This is a genomic window from Pseudomonas coronafaciens pv. oryzae str. 1_6, from assembly GCF_000156995.2.
GTDB classification, from domain to species: domain Bacteria; phylum Pseudomonadota; class Gammaproteobacteria; order Pseudomonadales; family Pseudomonadaceae; genus Aquipseudomonas; species Aquipseudomonas tremae.
Map to the genome: position 1 here is coordinate 4,790,239 of NZ_CP046035.1, position 18,724 is coordinate 4,808,962.

Genomic DNA, 18,724 nt, shown 5'->3' on the forward strand with positions numbered 1-18,724 from the left:
GAGAGCGGACACCCTCCGCTCCTTGGCTTATCAGGCTGTAGGAAGCCGATACAAATAAAGCAGCACCACGCTGGAAAAGGCCAGCAGGCAGACCGGTAGCGGGTGCAGCCCGAACAGTACCGCGATGGCCGCGATCCAGGCGGGCAGGCCGGCTGCCAGGAAGGCTAGACGTCGAACCGCCGCAAGCCTGATCCAGGCTGCCGGTTCTTCCGGGGTGTCGATCGCAGCTTGAGTAGCAGCCAATGCGCGTTTGTATGAACCGAACGGTTTCAGGCTGACGAACATCGAGCCTATTCCAGCGATGAACAGCGGCACCGCCAGCACCGGAACAAGCGCTTCGCTTGAGCCGAAAAACAGACAAATCACCAGTAACGGCGCCAGGGTCAGGCCCAGTTGTCGCCACCAGGCCATCTCCAGCTTCTGACGCACCTCGCTGCGTGTCACGCGGGGCCTACCTCACTTTGATGCTCATTGCCCATCATGTGCCCGAGCTTGCCGGCCTTGGTCGCCAGATAGAGGCGGTTGTGCGGGTTTTGCCCGGTGTGCAGCGGCACGCGTTCGGCGACGTTGATGCCCATGTCGGTCAGCGCCTTGACCTTACGAGGGTTATTGGTCATCAGGCGCAACGATTGCACGCCAAGGTGCTGGAGCATTGGCAGGCAAATGGCGTAATCACGCTGATCGGCGGCAAAGCCCAAACGTTCGTTGGCTTCGACCGTATCGGCGCCGCCGTCCTGCAATTCATAAGCGCGGATCTTGTTCATCAGACCAATACCGCGCCCTTCCTGGCGCAGATACAGCAAAACCCCGCGCCCCTCGCTGGCAATGGCACGCAGTGCAGCCTCCAGTTGAGAGCCGCAATCGCAACGCTGGCTGAACAGGGCATCACCTGTCAGGCATTCCGAGTGAACGCGGCCCAGAACCGGGGCTCCATCCGCCACGTCGCCCAGGCTCAGGACGACATGTTCGCGGCCGGTTGCCGACTCGATAAAGCCGTGCATGGCGAACTCTGCAAAAGGGGTGGGCAGTTTGGAAGCGGCGACAAATACGACGGGCACCGTGTGCTCCTGATCAGTATGAAGACTGGAAATTCGCAAGATTTGCATTGTAACAGCAGGTTCCTGCGGACGCTCAGGCTGAATTATCGGGGGTTTAGATCATAAAGTTCGATAGATAGACTGGAGGCATCGCGTCACTGCGCGCCGCCAAAATGCTGGTAGCCAAGGTTATCGGGAGTGATATCGGCGCCGGCGCCGTCGAGCAGAACCACGCCCTGCCCGGCTTCCACCCGTCCGATCACATGCACCGGCAAGCCTTGTGCCTGTAAAGCGGCAAGCTGCTCGGACGGTAGAGTAAATGCCAGTATGTAATCATCGCCGCCACTCAGCGCAGCCTGTTGCGCGCCCGACAGACCAAGCAGCGCCAGCAGTGGCTGCGACAAGGGCAGCCTGTCACGCTCGATCACCAGACGCACACCGGAAGCGCGTGCGATATGCCCGCAGTCAGCGAGCAAGCCATCGGAGATATCCAGCGCCGACGTCGCACTGCCGCGCAAAGCCTGGCCCAGCGCCAATTGAGGCTGTGGCGACCAATAGCGAGCCAGCAACGGATCGGAAATCGACGCATGCGCGCTGCGCTGATTCAACACCAGTGGCAGTGCTCCTGCGCCGTCACCGAGCGTGCCGCCAACACACAACAGCTCGCCCTCGCGAGCGCCGCTGCGCGTCAGGGCGAGCCCGGCGGGCACACTGCCAAACACTGTCAGCGTCAGGCTCAACGGACCGCGAGTGGTGTCTCCTCCGATCAGGCGTAGCGTACAGCCTTGCGCCATCAGGTTGAGGCCACGAGCAAACGCCTGCAGCCATTCGCCATCGACGCGCGGCAAGGTCAAGGCAAGAGTGAAGGCAACAGGACGAGCGCCCATCGCGGCCAGATCGCTGGCAGACACCGCCAGCGCACGCTGGCCGAGCAGAAAGGGGTCACAGGTATCGGGAAAATGCACCCCGGCCACCAGGGTATCGGTCGAGATCGCCAACTGCTCGCCGGGCGGTAACGCCAGCAGCGCGCAGTCGTCGCCAATCCCCAAGGCAACCTCTTCACTTGCCTGCGCACAGGGCGCGGCAGCGAAGTAGTTGCGGATCAGCTCGAACTCTCCCATGAAGGTCAGGCGCGGATCAGCGCTTGTGGGCCTTCACTTCGACTTCACGCAGGCGCGGCGCCAGCTTGTCCAGCACGCCATTGACGAACTTGTGGCCGTCAGTGGAGCCGTAGACTTTCGCCAGCTCGATGCCTTCGTTGATCACCACGCGATAAGGCACATCGATACGCTTGAGCAGCTCGAAGGTGGACAGGCGCAATACCGCCAGTTCAACCGGATCGAGCTCTTCGATGGTCAGGTCGAGACAAGGCGAGAGCGCGGTGTCGATCTCGGTCTTGTTGGTCGCCACGCCATGCAGCAGCTCATGGAAGTAGGTGCCATCGACGTTGCTGAAGTCGTTGTCGACGCGAAACTGTGCTTCGATCTCGTTCAGTGCATGGCCAGCCATGTGCCATTGATACAGCGCCTGGGTTGCCATCTGACGCGCTTCGCGACGCTTGGCACTCTTGCCCTTGGCGGCTTCCGGCGATTTGGCGTCGCGCGGATTGAACTGATCGGTGTCGTCGGAAATCACTTGGCCTCCAACTGCGAGAGCAGGCTGACCATTTCAATCGCGGACAGGGCAGCTTCAGCGCCTTTGTTACCGGCCTTGGTGCCGGAGCGTTCGATGGCCTGTTCGATGGAATCGACAGTCAATACGCCAAAGGCGACCGGAATGCCGAACTCCATGGAAACCTGAGACAGGCCTTTGACGCATTCGCCTGCAACGTATTCGAAATGCGGCGTACCACCACGGATCACCGCGCCCAGCGCGACGATGGCGGAGAACTCGCTGCGCTGAGCAACTTTCTGCACTACCAGCGGAATTTCGAAGGCACCCGGCGCGCGGATGATGGTGATGTCGCTTTCGCTGACGCCGTGGCGTACCAGCGCATCGACGGCACCGCTAACCAGGCTTTCCACGACGAAGCTGTTGAAACGGCCAACTACCAGGGCGTAGCGTCCTTGGGGGGCGATGAAAGTACCTTCGATGGTCTTCAAGGTCATTCGGTGAGTCTCGTATTAAAGAGCAAGCGCGCCTTGAGGCGGACTTTGAGGGATAGTAGGCCACGAATCGCAACTGTCAGGCCAAAACCTGCGAAAACCTTCTTTCGCACGCATCGGCCTGCCGGTATTTATTCGGAGGGCACGTATTCTACAACTTCCAGATCGAAACCGGATATCGCATTGAACTTCATTGGCGAACTCATCAGGCGCATTTTGCGCACGCCGAGGTCACGAAGGATCTGCGAACCTGCACCGACCGTGCTGTACGTGGTCGGCGTCTTGATCGGTTGTTGCCCGGCGGTTTCGCGAATATTGGCCAGCAATACATCGCCGTCCAGCGGATGACCGAGCAACAGGACCACACCGCTGCCTGCCTTGGAGACCGCACTCATGGCGGCGCGCAGGCTCCAGCGGCCGGGTTGCCTGACCATCAACAGGTCGCGCAGCGGGTCCATGTTATGGACTCGCACAAGGGTCGGCTCTTCTGCGCAGATCTTGCCCAGAGTCAGTGCCAGATGCACATCACCCTCGACCGAATCGCGGTAAGTAACCAGGTTGAAACTGCCCAGTTCACTGTCCATTGGCTGTTCGGCAATCCGCTGAACGGTACGCTCGTGAATCATCCGGTAGTGAATCAGGTCGGCGATGGTGCCAATCTTGATGTCGTGTTGCTGGGCAAATGCTTCAAGTTCGGCGCGACGCGACATGGTGCCGTCGTCGTTCATGACCTCACAGATCAAGCCTGTGGGCTCAAACCCGGCCATCCGTGCAAGGTCGCAGGCGGCTTCAGTGTGGCCGGCACGAGCAAGCGTGCCACCGGCCTGGGCCATCAACGGAAATATATGCCCCGGGCTGACGATGTCTTCAGCTCTGGCTTCCTTGGCTGCCGCTGCCTGTACGGTGCGCGCGCGGTCTGCGGCGGAAATGCCGGTCGTCACGCCTTCGGCGGCTTCGATGGACACGGTGAACTTGGTGCCGAAACCTGAACCGTTGCGCGGCGCCATCAGTGGCAGCTTGAGGGTTTCGCAGCGCTCGCGGGTCATCGGCATGCAGATCAGGCCACGGGCAAAGCGCGCCATGAAGTTGATGTCTTCAGGCCTAACGCACTCGGCGGCCATGATCAGGTCGCCTTCGTTCTCGCGGTCTTCGTCATCCATGAGGATGACCATTTTGCCCTGGCGAATGTCTTCGACCAGTTCTTCGATACTGTTGAGCGCCACGCGGCACCCCCTTGGTTCAGGATTTCAGGTAGCCGTTCTCGGCCAGAAAGCTTTCGGTGATCGTGCCATGACCCGGCTCGGCAGCCTTGTCGCCCAGCAGCAGACGCTCCAGATAGCGCGCCAGCAGGTCGACTTCCAGATTGACCTTACGACCAGGCTGGTAGTCGGCCATGATGGTTTCGCTCCAGGTATGAGGCACGATGGTCAGTTCGAACTCCGCGCCATTGACCGAATTGACAGTCAGGCTGGTGCCGTCGACCGTGATCGAACCTTTATGGGCGATGTATTTGGCCAGTTCACGCGGCGCACGCACCGTAAACTGAATGGCGCGGGCGTTGTCGGCACGGGCGACGATTTCGCCTACGCCGTCGACATGGCCGCTGACCAGATGGCCACCCAGGCGCGTGGTCGGTGTCAGGGCTTTTTCCAGATTGACCCGGCTGCCGCTTTTCAGATCGACAAACGCGGTAACGGTAAGCGTTTCGCGACTGACGTCAGCCCAGAAGCCATCGCCGGGCAGTTCCACTGCGGTCAGGCACACGCCGTTGACGGCAATACTGTCGCCGAGCTTGACGTCGCTCAGGTCGAGCTTGCCGGTTTCCACGTAAACGCGGACGTCGCCACCCTTCGGAGTCAGGGCGCGGATGCTGCCAATGGATTCGATGATGCCGGTAAACATGGGTCCTCCGGGGGAACAAAGGCTGCGCTAGGCGAAGCCGGGAATTATACGCCGGGTACGGAGACTGGGAGAGCAATGACTCGCCAGTCATTGCCGACGGCTCGCATTTCCACGATGTTCAGCTCCAGCGCTTCGCTCATCTGCGCCAGTGGCAGATCCAGCAGCGGCCGGGCCGATGAGCCGAGAAACTTCCCGGCAATGAATATCTGAAATTCGTCGACCAGCCCGAGACGCGCAAAAGCACCCGCCAGACGCGGGCCAGCCTCGACCAGCACCTCGTTGACGCCACGCGCGCCCAGCTCGCCCATCAACTTGCGCAGGTCCACATGGCCCGCGCTGTCGGCCAGCGCCAGCATTTCGTGGCCGTCTTCCTGATAGCGACCCCGCGCCGACGCAGCGGCGCAGGTCACAACCAGGGCATTACCTGCCTGAAAAAACGGCGCGTCCAGTGGCACGCGCAGCCTTCCGTCGATCAATACGCGCAAGGGAGGACGCGCAGCAGCCAATGCGGTCAACTCTGCGCTCAGCCCCAGTTCTTCAGGGCGAACGGTCAGCCTGGCGCTGTCCACCAGCACGGTGTCGGCGCCCGTCAGAACGACACTCGACTGCGCGCGCAGACGCTGCACCGCAGAACGGGCTTCGGGGCCGGTGATCCACTGGCTTTCGCCACTGGCCATCGCAGTGCGGCCATCCAGGCTCATTGCCAGCTTGACCCGGATATAGGGACGTCCGGTTTCCATGCGCTTGAGGAAGCCTTTGTTCAGTGCTCGCGCTTCGTTTTCCAGCACACCGCATTGAACACCGATGCCCGCGTTCATCAGACGTAGCAGTCCGCGACCGGAAACTTCGGGATTGGGGTCCTGCATGGCAGCAACGACGCGGGACAGCCCGGCCTCGACCAGCGCATCGGCACAGGGCGGCGTACGGCCCTGGTGGCTGCACGGTTCCAGCGTGACGTAGGCGGTGGCGCCTCTTGCCAGCTCGCCAGCCTGACGCAAGGCATGCACTTCGGCGTGAGGCTCGCCCGCGCGGGCATGCCAGCCTTCACCGACGATCTGGCCATCGCGCACGATGACGCAACCGACTCGCGGGTTGGGGTGGGTGGAGTACAGGCCTTTGCGCGCCAGTTCCAGCGCATGGGCCATGTAATGAACGTCAAGGGCAGCCTGCTCAGTCAACAATGCACTCATTCCTTACCCGGCTCGCGGGCCAGACGGTCGATTTCTTCACGAAACTCGTTGAGGTCCTGAAAGCGGCGGTACACCGAAGCGAAACGAATATAGGCCACTTCATCGAGCTTTTGCAGCTCGGTCATGACCAGTTCGCCCACCACCAGGGATTTGACTTCACGCTCGCCGGTTGCGCGCAACTTGTGCTTGATATGGGCCAGCGCCGCTTCAAGACGCTCTACACTCACGGGGCGCTTTTCAAGAGCCCGCTGCATGCCGGCGCGCAGCTTTTCTTCATCGAAAGGCTGACGACTGCCGTCTTGCTTGATCAGGCGCGGCAAGACCAGCTCGGCGGTCTCGAACGTGGTGAAGCGCTCGCCACAAGCCAGACATTCACGTCGGCGGCGTACTTGCTCGCCTTCGGCGACGAGGCGGGAGTCGATGACTTTGGTGTCATTGGCACCGCAGAAGGGACAGTGCATGGTGGCTGGCAACGAAAGAATGAGGAGCGCCATGTTAGCGCATCCTGTCGGCAAGACAAGGCTGAGGGTTTGCGGTATATAGACGCGCATTAAAGCGATGTTAAATTGCCTTGGCTCGGTAATACTGCACCTCTGGCGTCGCACAGCCTTTCGATATTTGTTTTATGGAGCTTTTGATGACGCTACGACCCCTGTTTTTGCTAGGCCTCGTTGGTCTGCTCGCCGCGTGCAGCAGCAACGATGCCCCGAAACCTGTTGCCGCTCCTCCCGTTGCGCCGGCGATCAAGTTGCCTGCCGGCCCAGGGCCGCTGCAACCTTATCAGCGCGAGATCAGCGGTCAGTTGCTGGGCGTGCCGGCCGGGGCCGAGGTCGAACTGGCAATGCTGGTGATCGACGATCGCGGTCGTCCGCAAAAGCTGCTGACCAACACCTTGCTTAAAGGCAACGGCAAGTCGCTGCCCTTCCAGTTGCGCTTCAACCCGGAGGCCTTTCCGGTAGGCGGACGAGTGGAGCTGCGCGGTCGAGCCAGCCAGTCAGGGCAGCTCATTCTGCACCTGCCGTCGATGCGCATCGATCAGCCCACCACTCAAATGCTCGGCCAACTGCAGTTCGTCAAGGCGCCATGATCGCCCCGCAACATCTGCAAGACGCGCTGGGAGAATTGCTCGGCGACGCCCGACTGGTGGTAACGGCACTGCCGGGCACGGCACTGAAACTGTGGCTGATCGACGATGCCAACATGGACCGAGCGTTCAGCCCGGATGAAACGCGCCGCATCCTGGAAGATCCGCCGTACTGGAGCTTTTGCTGGGCCAGCGGTCTGGCTTTGGCTCGTTTTCTGGCTGAAAACCCGCAATGGGTAACAGGCAAGCGAGTACTGGATTTCGGCGCAGGTTCAGGTGTGGCGGCCATTGCGGCGGCCAGAGCCGGGGCAATCGAGGTGGTGGCGTGTGATCTGGACCCACTGGCTATTGCCGCCTGTCGGGCCAATGCCGAGCTCAATCAGGTGCAGTTGAATTACTCTGCTGACTTCTTCGCCGAAGCTGATCGCTTTGACCTGATCCTGGTCGCCGACGTGCTGTACGACCGCGCCAATCTGCCGCTGCTTGATCAGTTTCTCTCTCGAGGCCGCCAGGCCCTGGTGGCAGACTCGCGCGTGCGCGACTTCAGGCACGCTGCCTACCAGCGCCTGGCGATACTGCATGCACACACGTTGCCGGACCTGGCAGAACCCCACGAGTTTCGCGACGTGAGTGTGTATCACGCCGTGCGATGCACTCAGGACCAGACGCAGAGCGCCCGGAACGGCGTTACCACGCTGGATCAGCCTGCATTCGGCGCGCTATAGCCGACGCCGCTTTGCGCATTGCGCTGCGGGCTTTATAGTTGGCGGCATTCAGATTCTTCGAGACGCGCAATGAGCCAGGACACTGCTTACATCTTCGACGCCACCACGGCTACGTTCGATCAGATGGTGATCGACAAGTCATTCGATCAACCAGTGCTGGTCGATTTCTGGGCCGAGTGGTGTGCGCCCTGCAAGGTCTTGATGCCGCTGCTGCAGCAGATCACCGAGAGTTATCAGGGCGAACTGCTGCTGGCCAAGGTCAATTGTGATGCCGAGCCGGATGTCGTAGCGCGCTTCGGTATTCGCAGCCTGCCGACCGTGGTGCTGTTCAAGGACGGTCAGCCGGTGGATGGCTTTGCCGGTGCGCAGCCGGAGTCGGAGATTCGCAAAATTCTCGAACAACATGTGGTAATGCCGCCGCCACCGGCTGCCGACCCGCTCAAGCAGGCACAGGCCTTATTCGCCGAAAGCCGTTTTTCCGAGGCTGAAGCAGTACTGAAGCTGCTGCTGGGCGAGGACAACACCAACGCTGCCGCGCTGATTCTGTATGCACGTTGCCTGGCCGAACGTGGCGAACTGAGCGAAGCCAAAGCAGTGCTGGATGCGGTCACGGGTGACGAACACAAGGCCGAACTGGCCGGTGCAAAGGCACAGCTGACGTTTCTGGCTGAAGCTGCGACCCTGCCAGATGCCGCCGAGCTGAAAAGCCGCCTGACGCAAAACCCGCAGGATGACGAAGCCGCACACCAACTGGCTATTCAGCAGTTATCGCGCCAGCAGTACGAAGCTGCACTGGAAGGCCTGCTCAAGCTGTTCATTCGCAACCGCAGCTACGCCGAGGGCCTGCCGCACAAGACGCTGCTGCAAGTGTTCGACCTGCTGGGCAATGATCACCCGCTGGTCACTGCCTATCGTCGCAAGCTGTTCGCCGCGCTGTACTAAGCTCAACACACTGGCACCGCATGGGTGCCAGTGTGTGGACGGCGTCAGATCAAACAGCTTCGATCCAGCTGTAAAGCGGCGCATCTCCGCCGCTTTCTACCTTCACGTTTGCGTTATGCCTCAGACGCACCAGCAGATGCTTGCCGGCTGCCGTGCTGCCGGCCAGCCCTTCCAGTTGCCCCAGTAAATCCGGCCCACTCATCTGCCCGGCCTTCTGCAGCAGCTCCTGAGCGACCTGCCATAGCGTGTCGTCCTGACCAAGCGGCTTGCTCTCAACCTCCGCGACCGATATATCAGGCGCGGCAGCCTTGAGCTGCGCGCCCAACTGAGCCCAGTCACCTTCATCCAATTCCAGGGTCAAATCCACCGGCCACTGGCCTACGGTTCCACGAATACGCAACATGATGTGTACCTGCTGACAGTCAGGCACACATGCTCCCACAGGCAGACGCACATTCCCATTCTCAACCGTAATGCCACTGATTGGCTGCCGGCGCCTTGCCGTTCATGAAGTCGCCAAGCGACCGCACGTCGTAGACGTTTTCCCAGTGCTCGACGATCCGTCCATCACGAAACCGCCACAGGCCGCAAAACGGCATGATGATTTTCCGCCCCTCGCAGCGGGCGCGTATCTCTCCCACCACCGAACCGAAATGTGCGTTGGCAACGATCTCGTGAACATCCATGTACAGCGTCTGATGCGTACGCTTGAGCAGGTTCAGCTCGTGGGACAGCACCGCGTCTCTACCGATGGCAATGGAAAGACCGCCGCCCGCGCCCTGATCAGCCTTGTGCAGCACGATGTCAGCGTCGGCGAATTCGGTAATGCGTGTCAGATCCTTGTACACCGCGCGCAGGATTTCTCTGTTCGGATGGAGCTTGTTCATGGGTATCTTCCTTGATGTCGCACTCGACCGACGTCGAACACATGGCCCGGCTGGCGCTGAAAACCTTCCTGACGCATCCGGCGCAGGTGTAGAGACTTTCATCTTCCAGAGTAGGACTTGATGACGCAAAGTGTGAGACTACTTCTGCATAAGCACTGGGCAAGGTATTCCAGTCAGCACCAACAACTCAGCCCCCAAAGAGGCTCGTCAGGCCACGCCCAGGATAAAAACACGTCCACCCACATCGACACTTGTTATAAGATCACATAACAGTTTTTTGAATATTGTTCCGGAGTTCGCTATGCGCCGCCTGCTACTCGCTTTGCCTTTCGCCCTGCTGCCACTCGTTGCCGCTCATGCGGCAGAAGAACACGATCATGACCACGACCATGGTGAGGAACATGGCAGCCTTGGCGCCCATGAGCACGGCGTAGGGCGTCTGGACGTGGTGCTGGAAGGCAAGACGCTGGAGTTCGAGTTTGACAGCCCGGCCATGAATATCGTGGGCTTCGAGCACGTGGCAACCTCTGCCGAAGACAAGGCCAAAGTGGCCAAGGCACGTGAGTTGCTGCTCAAGCCCAACGCACTGTTCAGCATTGCCGATGCAGCCAACTGCTCGGCCACCTCGGTGAAGCTGGAAAGCCCGCTGTTTGGCGACAAGGATGATGACCACGAGGAACACGCCGCAGCAGGCGACGCAGATCATCATGAGCACAGTGAAATTCATGGTCACTACAAGTTCGTCTGCGACGCACCGTCCGTTTTGAAGAAGCTCGACCTGTCGCAAATCTTCAAAACCTTCCCCGACACCAAGAAGCTTCAGGTACAACTGATCTCGCCAGGCGGCCAGTCGGGCGCGGAAGTGATAGCGGCCAACCCTACGCTGAAGTTCTGATCGCACTTTGCGGCACAACGACCGGGCCTGGCCCGGTCTTTTAATTTCCAACCGAGCGTGAGTCAGCCATGACCCAAGCACTGATCGAGCTGTCGGACCTGACCTTCAACTGGCCAGGCCAACCGCAGTTGCTGGACATCCCGGCGTTTCGTCTGGAAACCGGCGAAACCCTGTTCCTCAAAGGCCCCAGTGGCAGCGGCAAAACCACATTGCTGGGCCTGCTGGGCGGCGTTCAAAAACCCGTCAGTGGCAGCATCAAACTACTGAATCAGGAGTTATCGAGCCTGTCGTCGGCAGCCCGTGATCGCTTCCGTGTCGATCACACCGGCTACATCTTCCAGCAGTTCAACCTGCTGCCCTTTTTGTCGGTCCGGGAGAACGTCGAGCTGCCTTGCCACTTTTCCAACGTCCGTGCAGAACGCGCCAGGCAACGTCACGGCAGCGTTGAAAAAGCCACCACTACCCTGCTCGCCCATCTAGGCTTGAAAGATCCGGCACTGCTCGCCCGCCGCGCCGATTCCCTGTCCATCGGCCAGCAGCAACGTGTGGCCGCCGCACGGGCGTTGATCGGTCAGCCGGAGCTGGTGATTGCCGACGAGCCCACCTCTGCGCTGGATGCCGATTCGCGCGAGGCGTTCATTCGCCTGTTGTTCGCCGAATGCCGCGAAGCCGGGGCCAGCCTGTTGTTCGTCAGTCATGACCAGAGCCTGGCGCCCTTGTTTGATCGCAACCTGTCGCTGAGCGACCTGAATCGCGCCGCCGTTGCCGTGGAGATTTGAGATGTATCTGTTTCGTCTGGCGCTCGCCAGCCTCGCCAATCGCCGCTTCACTGCGTTTCTCACCGCCTTCGCCATCGCTCTCTCGGTTTGCCTGTTGCTCGGCGTCGAGCGCGTGCGCACCGAAGCCCGTTCCAGTTTCGCCAGCACCATCAGCGGCACCGACCTGATCGTCGGCGCACGTTCCGGCTCCATCAACTTATTGCTGTATTCGGTGTTCCGCATCGGCAACGCCACCAATAATATTCGCTGGGACAGCTTCGAGCATTTTGCCGAGAACAAGCAGGTCAAATGGGCAATCCCGATCTCCCTCGGCGATTCGCACCGCGGCTATCGGGTAATGGGCACCAATGCCTCGTACTTCGAACACTATCAATTCGGCCGCCAGCAGCACTTGCAGATGGCCGATGGGCGCGAGTTCAACACCGACCCGTTCGAAGTGGTGCTGGGCTCTGAAGTGGCCAAGGCGCTTCATTACAAGCTGGGCGACAAGCTGGTACTGGCGCACGGTGTGGCGGCGATCAGCCTGGTCAAGCATGACGACAAGCCGTTCACTGTGGTCGGCATTCTCAAACCGACCGGCACGCCGGTTGACCGCACACTGCACATCAGCCTGGGCGGCATGGAGGCCATTCACATCGATTGGCATAACGGCGCTCCGGCACGCGGCAATGAGCGAATCTCGGCCGATCAGGCGCGCAACATGGACCTGACACCCACCGCAATTACTGCATTCATGCTGGGCCTGAACAGCAAGATTTCGACGTTCAGCCTGCAACGCGAGATCAATGAATACCGAGGCGAACCCATGCTGGCGATTCTCCCAGGTGTGGCGTTGCAAGAACTGTGGGGCTTGATGGGCACCGCCGAGAAAGCGCTGTTCGTGATTTCTCTGTTTGTGGTGCTGACCGGCCTGATCGGCATGCTCACCGCGATTCTCACCAGCCTCAACGAGCGACGCCGGGAAATGGCGATTCTACGCTCGGTCGGCGCGCGTCCCTGGCACGTCGCAAGCCTGCTTATACTCGAGGCCTTCGCACTCGCTCTGGCCGGTGTCATCAGCGGCCTTGCACTGCTCTATATCGGCATTTTTGCGGCACGTGACTACGTACTGGACAACTACGGCCTGTACCTCTCGTCTATGCCACCTGGCCAATATGAATGGACTTTACTGGGTGGCATTCTCGGTTGCGCGCTGTTGATGGGAACCGTGCCAGCCTGGCGAGCCTACAGGCAGTCACTGGCCGATGGACTGTCGATTCGTTTATGAGGACCTTCATGATGCGGCGCATGCTACTCACTCTGCTGCTCTCGGTGACCACTCAACTGTGGGCCGCCGAGCCGCGGATACTGACCTGGAATGACATGATTCCGCCCGATGCACCTGTGGTGAAGCCGGTAACGGCTCCCATACACGATATGTCCAAGCTGTCCGATGCACTGGCCATGGAGGCAGCGCCTGCGGCCCATCAATTGGCACCGCATGCGCCGGTGGTCAAGGCACTGGATGGACAAATGGTGCGTTTGCCGGGCTACATCGTGCCGCTCGAGGTCAGTGAAGAAGGCAGAGTGACGGAGTTTTTGCTGGTGCCGTATTTCGGTGCCTGCATCCATGTGCCGCCGCCACCAGCGAACCAGATCGTGCATGTCACGAGTGAGCTGGGCGTGAAGGTCGATGAGCTGTATCAGCCGTACTGGATCGAAGGACCGATGCAGGCCAAGTCGTCTAGCAGCGAACTGGCAGAAGCGGGTTATCAGATGCAGGCAGACAAGATCCTTGTCTACGAGTTGCCGGATTCATGAGGATGACGAGGTTCCCAGCGATTTCATTGAGCTGAGTCAAAGCCGCCGCTCGACAGCGCTTTAACATTACGCCCATAAATTTTGACTGATCTCTGGAGCCTCCATGAACAAGCACCTGCTAAGCGCGTCCCTTGTCGCGCTCGCCATCACTGCCCCGGTTGCGGCACACGCCTACGAAAAAGGCGATTTCATCGTCCGTGCCGGTGTCGCGCACGTCCAGCCTAACGAAGACAGCAGCGAAGTCAGGCTCGACGGCGCCAAGGTTTCCGGCACCAAAGCCACTGTCGATGGCGAAAACCAGCTGGGCCTGACCTTCGCTTACATGCTGACTCAACATGTCGGCATCGAGCTGCTGGCCGCCACGCCATTCAGCCACACCGTATCGGTCAAAGGCCTGGGCCCTGGACTGGATGGCAAGCTGGCGGACATCAAACAACTGCCGCCCACCCTGTCGCTGCAGTACTACCCCATGGAACCCTCGTCCAGATTCCAGCCTTACGCGGGCGTGGGTATCAACTACACCACGTTCTTCGACACCGACCTGACCGGCGACCGCAAGAATCAGGGTTTCAGTGACCTCAAGCTCAAGGACTCGGTAGGCCTGGCCGCACAGTTGGGCATGGACTACATGATCACCGAAAACGTTCTGGTCAACGCCTCGGTCTGGTACGTCGATATAGACACCAAAGCTACCGTCGACGGGCCTTCTGCGCTGGCTGTCGGCAAGACCAAAGTGGATGTGGATATCGACCCGTGGGTGTACATGGTGGGCGTGGGTTACAAGTTCTGACCTGCACAGTTTCAAGCGCCACAAACACAAAGGCACCCTCAGCGGGTGCCTTTGTCGTTTTTAGTAATCAACCAGATGTGTGTGTGTGTGTGTGTGTGTAACGCTGAACGCCGGATTCACTGCCCTATCAACAGCTCAAGGCCGCGATGCAAGGGTGTCGGCTCATCCACCGTGAAGTGCTCCAGCAAACGCCGGTTGCTGGCGCGGGAGTGTTTTATGTCGCCCGAGCGCGGCGCCTGGTAGCTGACTTCCGGCTGCTTGCCGACCACTTGCGAGAGCGCCGACAGCAGCTCATTGAGCGAGGTGGTGTTGTTCAGACCCACGTTGATCGCACCTTCAATCGCACTTTCCCGCGACAGGGCCTGCAGCAGCAGCTTGAGCAGATCCCCTACGTAGAAAAAGTCGCGCGTTTGCTCGCCATCGCCAAACACGACAATCGGCAAACCGTTCTGGATACGCTCGGCAAAGATGCTGATCACCCCGGAATATGGCGAAGATGGATCCTGGCGCGGGCCGAAGATGTTGAAGAAGCGAAAGATCACTGGCTCCAGACCATGCTGGCGGCGATAGAAATCCAGGTAGAACTCGCTGGCCAGCTTGTCCGACGCATAAGGGGTCAGCGGCGCTTTGACGGTGTCCTCGGTGATAGCATCGCCTTCGCCGTTATTGCCGTAGACCGCCGCGCTGGAGGCGAAGATCACACGTTTGATGCCGGCTTCGCGCATCGCTTCGCATACATTCAGCGTCCCGATGAAGTTGCTCTGATGGGTACGTACGGGGTCATCGACTGACGCTTGCACCGAGGCTACGGCAGCAAGGTGTACGACTGCCCGGCAGCCCTGTGCGGCACGCTTGACCAGTGCGGCGTCTGCCACGTCTCCCTCGATCAGTTCGACCCGAGGGTTGTCGAGCGGAAGATTGCTGCGTTTGCCCGCCGAAAGGTTGTCGAGAATGCGCACGCTGTGCCCGCTGGCGAGCAATGCGTCGGTCAGGTGCGAGCCGATGAAGCCAGCCCCCCCGGTGATCAGAACAGGAGCGTCAGACATGTCGATAATACCGATCCAGCAGGCTTGGCAAGCCGGCCCGCCAGGCGCGAGGCTTGATGCCGAAAGTGTGGAGAATCTTCTTGCAGGCGAGGACCGCGTGCTGCGGCTCTTCGGCTGCATCGGGGCGCGCGGCGTGGGCCTGCGCGGTAGGCGACTCGATGGCCAGCGGATGCGCAATACGCGCCTCGGTGAGCACTGCCTGTCCTAGCGCCAATGGCGTGGTCGCCTCGTGCCCGGCATAGTGGTAAGTGCCCCACAGCGGCGCTTCGCAATCGAGTTGCTTGACCACCGAAATAAGCACTCGCGCAGCATCATCGACGGGCGTCGGATTGCCACGTCGATCATCGGCCAGCAGTATTTCGCCAGGCTCTTTGGCGCGCGACAGAAAGCGACCCAATACGCCGTCGGCGCTGTCGTCCAGCAGCCAGCCGAAACGCACCAGCACATGTTGCGGGCAGGTCGCGCGCACGCTTTGTTCGATACGCCACAGCGCCTGGCCACGCAGGCCCAACGGCACTGGCTCGTCCTTTTCGCTGTAGGCGGTCGCACGCGAGCCATCGAACACACGGTAGCTGGAAGGCTGTACCAGAGTGATGTTGTGGTGCTGACACAGTTCGGCCAGACGCTCGACAGAGCGTTCCTGGTGAGTCAGACGCGCTTCGCTGACCACCTCTGCCTGAAACCAGTCGAAGTAGTAAGCAAGGTTGATCAAGGCATCGGGACGGGTGTCGTCAAGCAGTTGCGTGAGGCTCGCCACGTCCCAGCCGTCTTGCGGTGGACGTGGTGCGAGGAAGCCAATGTCTTCCTCGGCACCCAGACGAATCAGCGCCTGCCCGAGGGCATTCCCGCCGCCCAACAGCATAAGGCGCATTCGCATAGAGTCAGCAGGCTCGGAATCAGGTAATCAAACAAACAATTGAAAAACGCCTGCAAACATAACACGTTGGCTGCCAACCCCCAACAGTTGCGCAGTCTGGCTGGGCGATGGCGCTACAACAACACGTTGCAGCGCCTTGGCCTCATGCATTGCCTTTGGGCAGACCGAGCGGCGCAGGTGTCGGCGCAGATGGCGTAGCGACGGCAGGGTCCGATGGCGCCGGCGGCCCTTCGGCTTCAACGCCAGCCTGAGGATTATTGAAGCCCGGCCCCATGACCATCTGTGGATAAGTCTGCGCGAAGCGCACGTTGGGGTTCTTGTCCACAAGCCGCTTGAGGCGCTCATTGAACGCACGCCCGACCGCATACTGCCCGCCTGACGAGGTGCGGAACTGCGCGGTCAGCACCACGCCATTCAGGTCCATGCGATCGACCCCGAACACTTCCAGCGGGCCTTGCAGGTTGTGCTTGAGCAGGATGTCTTCGCTGATCGACTGACCGGTTTCGCGGATCAGCGCCAGCGCGTCATCGATGTCCGAGTCGTAGGTGAACTGCACCGAGAAGAACGCATAGGCGAACTGGCGTGACTGGTTAGTGACCGCCTTGATCTGCCCGAACGGCACCGAGTGGACGAAGCCCTTGCCGTCACGCAGACGCACGGTGCGGATGGTGAGGCTTTCCACGGACCCCGAATGGCCGGTACTCAGCACCACCCAGTCGCCCACCGAGAACGTGTCTTCGATGATGATGAACAGGCCGGTGATCACATCCTGAACCAATTGCTGCGAGCCAAAACCGATCGCCAGGCCGACAACACCGGCACCCGCCAGCAGTGGCGCGACGTTGATCCCCAGATTGGCCATGGTGGTGATCGCGCAGATCACCACCAGAATGATTTTTACCGCATTGCGCAGCAACGGCAGGATGGTCTTGATCCGCGTACTGGGCTGACGACCGCTGCGATGATTGATCGGTGGTTTGAGGGCTTCCTGAATCGCAGTGTCCAGCACCACCCACAGCAGCCAGGTGACCACAAAGATCAGCCCGATACTGCTCAGTGAATCGCTGATCACCCGACCCAGCGTATTGCGCTGGGCGAACTCAAACATCGAGAACCCCCAGATACGCCCCAGCACTTCGATGAAGGTGAGCGCCAGTGCGATACGCAACACGGCGTACACAAGGCTCAGCAAGCGCGCCTTGTACACATGCCCGCCGCGCCCGAGGGATTCGGCGGGTTTGAAAAGGTGCTGGAACACGGTACTGAGGAAAACCGTGGCAATCAGCAATATGGTGGTGAACAGCGCGCAACGCAGCGCCTCCTGGCTGTCTTCACCGGCGCCGATGAGGTTGATCGCCGAGACCAGAATCATCAGCAGGATAGGCAGGTGCCACAGGTTGGAGAATATCTTCAGCGACTGTTGCAGTGCAGGCCGCTGCAAGCGGCTGCTCAGCGACCGGTTACGGATCAGATGCGACACTGGCCGACGCACTTTGATGATCAGCATGCAGAACACCACCGACGCGAACAGGCCGGTGAACACCGCAACACTGGTGGTGACGTTGCTGCCCAGTTGCCGGGCGATCTGCGGGCTGGTCAGCGCATCGCTCAGCGCTGCCAGAAAGCCCACCACGAACAACGGCTTGGGTGAATAACGGCGAATCATGCGCACCGCAGCGCGCTTGTGCCCTGCGTTGAACATCACGATCACGCACAGCAGCACTGACGTGGAAACGATGCCGCTGCTGGTGGCGTAGGCAAAACACAGCGCCAGGGCGCGACCGACCGAGGACGGCATGAAGTGGCTGACATAGAGGGTCAGTGGCAGGCAGATGATGGCTGGCAAAGTAAACGGCAAGACGTATTTGAGCAGCGCCTGACTGCGCTCGCGAACCTGCATGAAGGGGGTTTTGCACAAGCGAACGGCGAGAAAGCGACCCAATGTCGTCAGAACCGCGAACGCCCCCATCCACACGAACGACAAGGCCAGGAAGTCGCCGACCACGCTCCAGGGCGAACGCGTGGTGCGCTTGTTGACCAGCTTTTCCAGTTCGTCGGCTGCACGGTCGGCACGCAATCGCCAGGCGTCGAACAGGTTGTCATCCAGATTAAGCTTTTCCTGCACGTCATCAATGCTGGTACTGATAGCGCCGAGCAAACCGCCCTGTACCAGAAGTTCGGCAGCCGGGTCAGCGGCGGCGGGGTCTGCAGCAGCGTCTGACGCTGCATCCGGTTTGGCTGCGGCCTTGTCGTCCGGCTTGGCGGGCGCTTTGTCGGCTGCCTTGCTGTCGGCCTTGTCCGCCGCCTTGTCATCGGCGGGCACCGCAGCGCCCATTGGCAGTGCGGGTACATCGGCCGCCTGAAGGTTGAAGCTGCCTGCGAATAACAACAGACCCGACAGGATCAAGATTTTCAGCTGAGACGCCACGCCGTTTTCTCCTTCAATGTTCAGGTTCAGGAAGCCTCAACCCAAGGAACTGATTCCTGTTTGCCCGGCAAGTTCGGTTTGCACAGGGAAATACAATGAGCCGATGTTTCAGCGGAGCGCTCTGCAGCACGAGTCAGGCATGCCTCTCGGACATTCGGACTGAACTATGCAACAGGCCAAATGCCGGAAAAGACGAGAGCCGTAACATCTGCATGCGTACAGTCAACAGGCTCGACA

The 18,724-nt window shown here is 60.3% G+C and carries 22 protein-coding genes; 8 read left to right on the forward strand and 14 right to left on the reverse strand.

What is annotated here, in order from left to right:
• Window positions 1-30 precede the first annotated feature (30 nt).
• The 9 genes from POR16_RS21635 to nrdR form a co-directional block, all read right to left on the reverse strand.
• A complete protein-coding gene (locus POR16_RS21635; RefSeq protein WP_005887216.1) occupies window positions 31-444 on the reverse strand; it encodes a hypothetical protein in 414 nt (137 codons plus the stop codon).
• Window positions 441-1,058, reverse strand: coding sequence for a GTP cyclohydrolase II (gene ribA / locus POR16_RS21640; protein WP_005887214.1), 618 nt, complete (start codon window positions 1,056-1,058; stop codon window positions 441-443). The genes POR16_RS21635 and ribA overlap by 4 nt, the downstream gene beginning before the upstream one ends.
• Window positions 1,059-1,192: 134 nt before the next feature.
• Window positions 1,193-2,158, reverse strand: coding sequence for a thiamine-phosphate kinase (gene thiL, locus POR16_RS21645; RefSeq protein ID WP_005887212.1), 966 nt, complete (start codon window positions 2,156-2,158; stop codon window positions 1,193-1,195).
• A gap of 16 nt (window positions 2,159-2,174) precedes the next feature.
• A complete protein-coding gene (gene nusB, locus POR16_RS21650) occupies window positions 2,175-2,672 on the reverse strand; it encodes a transcription antitermination factor NusB (RefSeq protein WP_005887210.1) in 498 nt (165 codons plus the stop codon).
• Window positions 2,669-3,145, reverse strand: coding sequence for a 6,7-dimethyl-8-ribityllumazine synthase (gene ribH / locus POR16_RS21655; protein WP_024646173.1), 477 nt, complete (start codon window positions 3,143-3,145; stop codon window positions 2,669-2,671). The genes nusB and ribH overlap by 4 nt, the downstream gene beginning before the upstream one ends.
• A gap of 128 nt (window positions 3,146-3,273) precedes the next feature.
• Window positions 3,274-4,365: a bifunctional 3,4-dihydroxy-2-butanone-4-phosphate synthase/GTP cyclohydrolase II gene (gene ribBA, locus POR16_RS21660; protein WP_005887205.1), complete on the reverse strand. Its 1,092-nt coding sequence runs from the start codon at window positions 4,363-4,365 to the stop codon at window positions 3,274-3,276.
• 16 nt (window positions 4,366-4,381) lie between these two features.
• Window positions 4,382-5,044 carry a riboflavin synthase gene (locus POR16_RS21665; protein WP_005887203.1) on the reverse strand — a complete coding sequence of 221 codons (663 nt, stop codon included), beginning with the start codon at window positions 5,042-5,044 and terminating at the stop codon, window positions 4,382-4,384.
• 44 nt (window positions 5,045-5,088) lie between these two features.
• Window positions 5,089-6,234 carry a bifunctional diaminohydroxyphosphoribosylaminopyrimidine deaminase/5-amino-6-(5-phosphoribosylamino)uracil reductase RibD gene (gene ribD / locus POR16_RS21670; protein WP_005887201.1) on the reverse strand — a complete coding sequence of 382 codons (1,146 nt, stop codon included), beginning with the start codon at window positions 6,232-6,234 and terminating at the stop codon, window positions 5,089-5,091.
• Complete coding sequence (nrdR, locus tag POR16_RS21675; RefSeq protein ID WP_005887199.1) at window positions 6,231-6,695, reverse strand: transcriptional regulator NrdR; 465 nt, start codon at window positions 6,693-6,695, stop codon at window positions 6,231-6,233. Before nrdR ends, ribD begins: the two co-directional genes overlap by 4 nt.
• Before the next feature lie 176 nt (window positions 6,696-6,871).
• Between nrdR and POR16_RS21680 the strand changes: the two genes are divergently transcribed.
• The 3 genes from POR16_RS21680 to trxA all read left to right on the forward strand — a co-directional run bounded on the left by POR16_RS21680 (window position 6,872) and on the right by trxA (window position 8,985).
• Window positions 6,872-7,321, forward strand: coding sequence for a hypothetical protein (locus tag POR16_RS21680; protein ID WP_005887198.1), 450 nt, complete (start codon window positions 6,872-6,874; stop codon window positions 7,319-7,321).
• Window positions 7,318-8,043, forward strand: a complete 726-nt coding sequence (locus POR16_RS21685; RefSeq protein ID WP_005887195.1) for a class I SAM-dependent methyltransferase — start codon at window positions 7,318-7,320, stop codon at window positions 8,041-8,043. Before POR16_RS21680 ends, POR16_RS21685 begins: the two co-directional genes overlap by 4 nt.
• A gap of 69 nt (window positions 8,044-8,112) precedes the next feature.
• Complete coding sequence (trxA, locus tag POR16_RS21690) at window positions 8,113-8,985, forward strand: thioredoxin (protein ID WP_005887193.1); 873 nt, start codon at window positions 8,113-8,115, stop codon at window positions 8,983-8,985.
• A gap of 49 nt (window positions 8,986-9,034) precedes the next feature.
• Here trxA and POR16_RS21695 read toward each other — a convergent pair whose 3' ends face one another.
• Window positions 9,035-9,388, reverse strand: coding sequence for a hypothetical protein (locus tag POR16_RS21695; RefSeq protein ID WP_122350141.1), 354 nt, complete (start codon window positions 9,386-9,388; stop codon window positions 9,035-9,037).
• Between the two features lie 61 nt (window positions 9,389-9,449).
• A complete protein-coding gene (locus tag POR16_RS21700; protein WP_005887188.1) occupies window positions 9,450-9,872 on the reverse strand; it encodes a nuclear transport factor 2 family protein in 423 nt (140 codons plus the stop codon).
• 301 nt (window positions 9,873-10,173) lie between these two features.
• Here POR16_RS21700 and POR16_RS21705 point away from each other — a divergent pair, with 301 nt between their 5' ends.
• The 5 genes from POR16_RS21705 (at window position 10,174) to POR16_RS21725 (ending at window position 14,136) form a co-directional block, all read left to right on the forward strand.
• Window positions 10,174-10,767 (forward strand): DUF2796 domain-containing protein, encoded by a 594-nt coding sequence (locus tag POR16_RS21705; RefSeq protein ID WP_005887187.1) that lies wholly within the window; start codon window positions 10,174-10,176, stop codon window positions 10,765-10,767.
• Window positions 10,768-10,835: 68 nt separating this feature from the next.
• Window positions 10,836-11,546 carry an ABC transporter ATP-binding protein gene (locus tag POR16_RS21710; RefSeq protein ID WP_005887185.1) on the forward strand — a complete coding sequence of 237 codons (711 nt, stop codon included), beginning with the start codon at window positions 10,836-10,838 and terminating at the stop codon, window positions 11,544-11,546.
• Window position 11,547: 1 nt separating this feature from the next.
• Window positions 11,548-12,813 carry an ABC transporter permease gene (locus tag POR16_RS21715; protein WP_005887183.1) on the forward strand — a complete coding sequence of 422 codons (1,266 nt, stop codon included), beginning with the start codon at window positions 11,548-11,550 and terminating at the stop codon, window positions 12,811-12,813.
• Window positions 12,814-12,821: 8 nt separating this feature from the next.
• Window positions 12,822-13,346 carry a DUF3299 domain-containing protein gene (locus POR16_RS21720; protein ID WP_024669001.1) on the forward strand — a complete coding sequence of 175 codons (525 nt, stop codon included), beginning with the start codon at window positions 12,822-12,824 and terminating at the stop codon, window positions 13,344-13,346.
• A gap of 103 nt (window positions 13,347-13,449) precedes the next feature.
• Complete coding sequence (locus POR16_RS21725) at window positions 13,450-14,136, forward strand: OmpW/AlkL family protein (RefSeq protein WP_005887179.1); 687 nt, start codon at window positions 13,450-13,452, stop codon at window positions 14,134-14,136.
• A gap of 116 nt (window positions 14,137-14,252) precedes the next feature.
• Here the strand turns inward: POR16_RS21725 and POR16_RS21730 are convergent, their stop codons facing one another.
• From POR16_RS21730 to POR16_RS21740, 3 genes are all read right to left on the reverse strand, one after another.
• Window positions 14,253-15,182 carry an NAD-dependent epimerase/dehydratase family protein gene (locus POR16_RS21730; RefSeq protein WP_005887177.1) on the reverse strand — a complete coding sequence of 310 codons (930 nt, stop codon included), beginning with the start codon at window positions 15,180-15,182 and terminating at the stop codon, window positions 14,253-14,255.
• Entirely contained in the window at window positions 15,175-16,059 is an 885-nt protein-coding gene (locus tag POR16_RS21735) for a sugar nucleotide-binding protein (protein WP_032618329.1), read from the reverse strand. Before POR16_RS21735 ends, POR16_RS21730 begins: the two co-directional genes overlap by 8 nt.
• A 142-nt stretch (window positions 16,060-16,201) precedes the next feature.
• Entirely contained in the window at window positions 16,202-18,487 is a 2,286-nt protein-coding gene (locus POR16_RS21740) for a mechanosensitive ion channel family protein (RefSeq protein ID WP_005887173.1), read from the reverse strand.
• Between the last annotated feature and the right edge of the window lie 237 nt (window positions 18,488-18,724).

Bases quoted from the DNA above. Each gene is read 5' to 3' on its own strand.
- POR16_RS21725 (WP_005887179.1), top strand. From the start codon at position 13,450: ATGAACAAGCACCTGCTAAGCGCGTCCCTTGTCGCGCTCGCCATCACT.
- ribD (WP_005887201.1), bottom strand. From the start codon at position 6,234: ATGAGTGCATTGTTGACTGAGCAGGCTGCCCTTGACGTTCATTACATG.
- POR16_RS21685 (WP_005887195.1), top strand. From the start codon at position 7,318: ATGATCGCCCCGCAACATCTGCAAGACGCGCTGGGAGAATTGCTCGGC.
- POR16_RS21665 (WP_005887203.1), bottom strand. From the start codon at position 5,044: ATGTTTACCGGCATCATCGAATCCATTGGCAGCATCCGCGCCCTGACT.
- trxA (WP_005887193.1), top strand. From the start codon at position 8,113: ATGAGCCAGGACACTGCTTACATCTTCGACGCCACCACGGCTACGTTC.
- POR16_RS21710 (WP_005887185.1), top strand. From the start codon at position 10,836: ATGACCCAAGCACTGATCGAGCTGTCGGACCTGACCTTCAACTGGCCA.
- POR16_RS21720 (WP_024669001.1), top strand. From the start codon at position 12,822: ATGATGCGGCGCATGCTACTCACTCTGCTGCTCTCGGTGACCACTCAA.
- POR16_RS21695 (WP_122350141.1), bottom strand. From the start codon at position 9,388: ATGTTGCGTATTCGTGGAACCGTAGGCCAGTGGCCGGTGGATTTGACC.
- ribH (WP_024646173.1), bottom strand. From the start codon at position 3,145: ATGACCTTGAAGACCATCGAAGGTACTTTCATCGCCCCCCAAGGACGC.
- nrdR (WP_005887199.1), bottom strand. From the start codon at position 6,695: ATGCACTGTCCCTTCTGCGGTGCCAATGACACCAAAGTCATCGACTCC.
- POR16_RS21715 (WP_005887183.1), top strand. From the start codon at position 11,548: ATGTATCTGTTTCGTCTGGCGCTCGCCAGCCTCGCCAATCGCCGCTTC.
- POR16_RS21680 (WP_005887198.1), top strand. From the start codon at position 6,872: ATGACGCTACGACCCCTGTTTTTGCTAGGCCTCGTTGGTCTGCTCGCC.
- thiL (WP_005887212.1), bottom strand. From the start codon at position 2,158: ATGGGAGAGTTCGAGCTGATCCGCAACTACTTCGCTGCCGCGCCCTGT.
- POR16_RS21705 (WP_005887187.1), top strand. From the start codon at position 10,174: ATGCGCCGCCTGCTACTCGCTTTGCCTTTCGCCCTGCTGCCACTCGTT.
- POR16_RS21700 (WP_005887188.1), bottom strand. From the start codon at position 9,872: ATGAACAAGCTCCATCCGAACAGAGAAATCCTGCGCGCGGTGTACAAG.
- POR16_RS21735 (WP_032618329.1), bottom strand. From the start codon at position 16,059: ATGCGAATGCGCCTTATGCTGTTGGGCGGCGGGAATGCCCTCGGGCAG.
- POR16_RS21730 (WP_005887177.1), bottom strand. From the start codon at position 15,182: ATGTCTGACGCTCCTGTTCTGATCACCGGGGGGGCTGGCTTCATCGGC.